Source organism: Aminobacter sp. P4_H6_2, assembly GCF_056400805.1.
Window position 1 is genome coordinate 1 of record NZ_JBFUKO010000337.1, and the last position, 5927, is coordinate 5927.

Sequence of the window (5927 nt, forward strand, 5' to 3'; positions counted from 1 at the left end):
GGCCACCATCGCCGCTTTGAACGCATCAGACCAGCGCCGACGACGCGCAATTGGCGCACCTTCAAACGGAGCCGGAAACGCCTCAATCAAATGAAAATTTCTATCCGCAGGCATAGGCGTAGACATAGAACATGGCACCAATCTGGATCGCTCGTGCCAAATGTCGCCTGAAGCTTTACCTAAAACCAGATGGGATGCCCTTGGCGCTTACGACCTACCGCGCCGTTCCTGCCTGAGCACAAATAGGACGTCAGGACGGGAGCGTTCGCGAGAAGATTGGGAAGGGCAAAGAACGATTGATGCCAATCGGTGGTGCCGGAATCGGAAGAACCCGTGGGGTCCAGCGTCTTCGAGCGCGATGGAGTGATCAGGGATCCAGTTCGCAAAGAGCATCTGGGCCAGCAGCCACTCCGGCTGCACGAACAGGCCGGACATATGGYTGCAACCGACCGATCGACGGAATCGTCATAAAGCTCTTGCCAAAGGGGCGTCCACATATGGACCCCGTTTCGCCGGACAGTCGGCGGTTGGGTTTAAGCACTGAGGCGGATGAACTCGCGCGGCGATTTGAAGTTCAGTCCTGAGTGCGGGTGGGATTCACAGTAGTCTTCGAACCAGTCTGGCAGCAAGGCCAAGATGGTGTCCGTGTCGGGCAAGATGTAGGTCGATGCATAGTCGCGTTTGAGGGTTTTGACGAAGGCTTCAGACATGCCATTGCTCTGCGGGCTTCGGACCGGCGTGAAGAGCAGGGCCAGCCCGAGGGCAGCTGCTGTTTGAGCTGTCTGACGCGCGATATAGGCGCTGCCATTGTCGGAAAGCCATTCCACCCGATGGCTGGTTGTGGTGCTGCCAAAGCGGCGCTCGACCGATGCAATCATCAAATCGCACACCATTTCGGCCGAGATCCCGGCGTTAGCGACAGCCGACCAGCCAATGATTTCACGGTCGCAGGCATCGATGACAAAAAGCACCCTGACCACCTGGCCATTGCCGGCATGGATCTCCAGATGATCCGAACACCAGCGTACGTTGGAGTGCAGGGCCACGACGACGCCGTCATGGGTCCGACCCGGACGTTGGGCCGTATAGCGTTGCAGCGTCAGGTGATGCTGGCGCATGACCCGCAACATCCGCTTGGCGTTGACCTTCGGCTTGCTATTGAGCCGACGTTGCCGGTTGATCAGTGCTGTGACGCGGCGGTAGCCATAGGTTGGACGCTTGTCGATGATCGGTCTGATCTCGGACAAAAGCTCGGCATCCCCATGCTTGCGATAGGGACCACGCGGGACCACGGGCGTAGCGGCGCGCTCGATCAGGTTGGAACGGGCAATGCCCAAGGTTTTGGCAATGGCGCTCATCGGGAACCGTCCTCGGGATCGTGCCAGGACACCAAGGGCAAGGTCTGTTTTTTTGGGCGAGCCACCTCAATGGCTTCCTTGAGGATTTCGTTCTCCATGGTTTTGCGGCCGAGCATCCGTTCGAGATCGCGGACGCGTTTCTCCAATTCGCGGACCCTGGAGGCAGCCACCACATCTTCGTCGGCTTCCACAGCGGCATGACCGCCTTCGAGCATCCGCCGCTTCCAGGCAAACAGCTGGGAGGGAGAAATGCCCGCACATCGGGCAACATAAGAAACGCTCATGCCAGGCTGCATGGCTTCTTCAACCAGCCTGACCTTCTCGGCCACCGACCAGCGGCGGCGGCGTTGCACTGAGGTAATAACTTCGACCCGGCTGAATGGGACATCAGAGGCTTTGGACATGGTCGTACTCATAGGCGCATGCCTATGCCTTATCGGCTATGCCGACTGTCCGGTCAAAAAGGGGTGCGCTCCAGCCGGCGACCGCCAGCGGCGTCGCGATCTTGGGCAGTAATTGGCTCCGGCTGGCGAACGCGAGCAGTGAGCCCATTGCAAAAGCGTCGATATGCAGGAACGGCCCCGAATAGATGGCGTACGCCTTCGCCTCGCTCGTCCATTCGAGGGTGTTCAACCCAATGGACGCGACCCCCCGCATCGCGGGCGTGAAAAGCAGCGATGCAACAAGCAGAGTAATCACAATCCCGCGCGGCGCGAAAACGAGCACGACACCATAGACCAGGTAGAACTGCATCTCCACTGAGATGGTCCAGAGATGTCCGACTGGCCAGGCTGAGAGTTCTCCGCGGCCAACAGCCATGGCTAGGTTGTTGAAAAAGCCGAGCAGAGATCCGACTGCCAGCGCATCAATGTGTTTGCCGAGAATGAGCATCGTGGCGATGCCGGCCAGCACGTAGAGGTAGTATACCGGAAGGATCCTGCGGATCCGACGGCCAAAAAAACTGGAAAGTTGCTGGCTTGGCGGCACCGTGGACTGACGTCCGATGACGCTAAGGGTGACGACAAATCCGGAGATTACGTAGAAGAGCCAGACCCCGGTCCATCCAAAGGGCAACAGGCCGGTATGTTGCGCGACCACTGCAGTCATCGCAAAACACCTCAACGAGTCGACGGTCCCGACGCGGCCGCTGCCAACGTGGCCCGGGAAACCTGCTGCCAAAGACCCAGCCATCCTGCCCTCGCAAAGGGAGTGCTTGTCAGTCGGGACATTGGTCCGTCCGCTTCGACGACTATGGAGATGGCCGAGAGAAGCGCAATATAGTCGGTCCTCACCCCAATGGATGCCGCGCACCGATCCGGCGTAGAATCCATCGATGCGAGAAAAGGGCTTCTAGCCCAAAGGCGTAGGGGAGGCGGGCACGTCAGAACGCAGAGGTGCCACCGCACCTGTGTTGAGGGGTTGTTTGTTGGCCATCGCTGCGCCGCCGAACGACGTCACCGCGTCGGAACCGGGTGTTCGCCGCGATAGTCGTAGAAGCCACGTCCGGTCTTGCGGCCGAGCCAGCCGGCTTCGACATACTTCACCAGTAGCGGGCAGGGGCGATACTTCGAGTCCGACAGGCCATCATGCAGCACTTGCATAATCGACAGGCAGGTATCGAGGCCAATGAAGTCGGCAAGCTGCAGCGGACCCATCGGGTGGTTGGCGCCGAGCTTCATGGCGGTGTCGATGGCTTCGACCGTGCCGACGCCCTCATAGAGCGTGTAGATCGCCTCGTTGATCATCGGCAACAGGATGCGGTTGACGATGAAGGCGGGGAAGTCCTCCGACACCGTCACCGTCTTGTCGAGGTTGCTGACAAAGGCCTTGGCCGTCTCGAAGGTCTTGTTTTCGGTGGCGATACCGCGCACCAACTCGACAAGCTTCATCAACGGCACCGGGTTCATGAAGTGGATGCCGATGAAACGCTCGGGGCGGTCGGTCTGGGCGGCAAGCCGCGTGATCGAAATCGACGAGGTGTTGGTGGCCAGGATCGCCTCGGGATTGAGCTGCGGGCAAAGCTGCGCATAGATCTTGCGCTTGATCGTCTCGTCTTCGGTCGCCGCTTCGATCACCAGATCAGCACTTGCGAGGTCAGCCATCGCTGGGGCCGACGAGATGCGGGCCATGGCGTCCTTGCGGGCCTGGTCCTCGAGCTTGCCGGACGCAACCTGGCGCGCCAGGTTGCCATTGATTGTGGCGATGCCCTTTTCGATGCGGTCAGGGGAAATGTCGTAAAGCAGCACACTGTAGCCGGCCAGCGCCGAGACATGCGCAATTCCGCCGCCCATCTGGCCAGCGCCGACAATGCCGATCGTCTCGATCTTACCCGTCATCACACCTATCCCGTCAAAGGCTTTTTATTAGATTTTGTGCAATGCAAACTAAATGGCCGGAGTAGCACTCGTCTACCCCGGCCACGATATTTAATACGGTAGTCGCTGAAGCGTCAAAGCGCCTTTTCGAGTTCCGGCAGGATGACGAAGAGGTCGCCGACGATGCCGTARTCGGCRAYCTGGAAGATCGGGGCYTCCTCGTCCTTGTTGATGGCGACGATGACCTTGGAGTCCTTCATGCCGGCGAGGTGCTGGATCGCACCCGAGATGCCGCAGGCGATGTAGAGGTCAGGGGCCACCACCTTGCCGGTCTGGCCGACCTGCCAGTCATTGGGGGCGTAGCCGGCGTCGACGGCAGCACGCGAAGCGCCAACGGCGGCACCGAGCTTGTCGGCGACGGGCAGGATGACTTCCTGGAACTTCTCCGACGAACCAAGCGCACGGCCGCCCGAGATGATGATCCTGGCCGAGGTCAGTTCCGGACGATCGTTCTCCGACAGCTTGTTTTCGACGAAGGTCGACAGGCCTGGATTGGCGGCAGCCGCAACCGTTTCGACCGCTGCCGAACCACCTTCAGGCGCTGCCTGGAAGGAAGCCGTGCGCACGGTGATGACCTTCTTGGTATCCGTTGCCTGCACCGTCTGGATGGCGTTGCCGGCATAGATCGGGCGCTTGAAGGTGTCGGCGGAGATCACTTCGATAATCTCGGAGACCTGGGCAACGTCGAGCAGGGCAGCCACGCGCGGGGCGACGTTCTTGCCGGTCGAGGTCGCAGCAGCCACGATGGTGTCGTAGTTGGGCGCGAGCGAAACGACCAGTGCGGCCATCGGCTCGGCCAGGCGCTCGGCCAGTTCGTCGCTTTCGGCGAGCAGCACTTTACGAACACCCTTGAGCTTCGATGCCGCGTCGGCGGCCGCCTTGGCGCCCTTGCCGGCGACGAGGACGTCGATGTCGGAGCCGATCTTGAGGGCTGCCGACAGCGCCTTGGCGGTCTGGTCGGAGAGCGAAGCGTTGTCATGTTCGGCGATGAGGAGAATTGCCATTTCTTTATCCCTTGATTCATCAGGTGCCTGATTTGAGGTCAGGCCGTGGCGAAAATGGTGACGTCCGAGAACCGGAGCGGAGCGTACTTCAGTACGTGAGCACCGGAAGCGGAGGACGGCGCCATTTGCAGCCCGGCCTCACCTTAAATCCTCAGAGCACGCCGGCTTCGTTCCGGAGCTTGTCGACCAACTCAGCCACCGTCTTGACCTTGACGCCAGCCTTGCGGCCGCTCGGCTCTTCGGTCTTCAGCACCTTGAGGCGCGGGGCGACGTCGGCACCGAAATCGGCGGCCGACTTTTCGTCGAGCGGCTTTTTCTTGGCCTTCATGATGTTGGGCAAGGACGCATAACGCGGCTGGTTGAGGCGCAGGTCCACAGTCACGATCGCCGGCATCTTGAGCTCGACAGTCTGCAGGCCGCCATCGACTTCGCGCGTCACATTGGCCTTGTCGCCAGCAAGCTCGATCTTCGAGGCAAAGGTGCCCTGGGCCCAGCCCAGAAGGGCTGCCAGCATCTGGCCGGTCTGATTGCTGTCGTCGTCGATCGCCTGCTTGCCGAGCAGCACCAGGCCGGGCTTTTCTGCCTCGACCACGCCCTTCAGCACCTTGGCGACGCCGAGAGGCTCGACAGCCTCGTCGACCTTGACCAGGATCGCGCGGTCAGCACCCATGGCGAGCGCGGTGCGAAGCGTCTCCTGCGCCTGGGCAGGTCCGATCGAAACCACGATGATCTCTTCGACCTTGCCGGCTTCCTTGAGGCGGATCGCTTCTTCGACCGCAATCTCGTCGAACGGGTTCATCGCCATCTTGACGTTGGCAAGCTCAACACCCGAGCCGTCGCTCTTCACGCGCACCTTCACGTTCGCATCGACAACCCGCTTCACCGGGACGAGAACTTTCATGGGCTGGTACCTCTCTGAACAGCGATATTGTGCGCGCTATAGCAGCGCTCGGGCCCACGCAATTGTCGATTGCCGACATATTGGGCGGAAAAACAGACTTGATCTCACGCTTTCGGTGGCGGGAGGCTGCCGCAAGCGGGCGGAACGTAGTTGCGGCTAACGTGAGCGTCAATATCTGCTTCAAGCTCAAATCGTTTGAAACGAACTGTGCTCACGAGCGCTATTGCCGGCCCCAGCGTGGCGCCGGTTGCTCCGCCGGTGGTTCGGGTGTTGCGGGTTCGGGCATGAC

5 protein-coding genes are annotated in these 5927 nt (G+C 60.6%); all 5 read right to left on the minus strand.

All coding sequences use genetic code 11. The features are described from left to right. Nucleotides 1-533 precede the first annotated feature (533 nt). Nucleotides 534-1762 (minus strand): IS3 family transposase gene (locus AC1DUU_RS20925; protein ID WP_476785319.1). Its coding sequence is split into 2 segments (ribosomal slippage): nucleotides 534-1414 and nucleotides 1414-1762, totalling 1230 coding nucleotides; the frame shifts between segments, so codons are not numbered across the junction. A gap of 22 nt (nucleotides 1763-1784) precedes the next feature. Further along, nucleotides 1785-2549: an acyltransferase family protein gene (locus AC1DUU_RS20930; RefSeq protein WP_476785320.1), complete on the minus strand. Its 765-nt coding sequence runs from the start codon at nucleotides 2547-2549 to the stop codon at nucleotides 1785-1787. Between the two features lie 263 nt (nucleotides 2550-2812). Then, nucleotides 2813-3694 (minus strand): 3-hydroxybutyryl-CoA dehydrogenase, encoded by an 882-nt coding sequence (locus AC1DUU_RS20935; protein ID WP_476785321.1) that lies wholly within the window; start codon nucleotides 3692-3694, stop codon nucleotides 2813-2815. Between the two features lie 113 nt (nucleotides 3695-3807). Then, nucleotides 3808-4737, minus strand: a complete 930-nt coding sequence (locus tag AC1DUU_RS20940; RefSeq protein ID WP_476785322.1) for an electron transfer flavoprotein subunit alpha/FixB family protein — start codon at nucleotides 4735-4737, stop codon at nucleotides 3808-3810. A 151-nt stretch (nucleotides 4738-4888) separates the two neighbouring features. Continuing rightward, complete coding sequence (locus AC1DUU_RS20945) at nucleotides 4889-5638, minus strand: electron transfer flavoprotein subunit beta/FixA family protein (protein ID WP_476785323.1); 750 nt, start codon at nucleotides 5636-5638, stop codon at nucleotides 4889-4891. Nucleotides 5639-5927 lie beyond the last annotated feature (289 nt).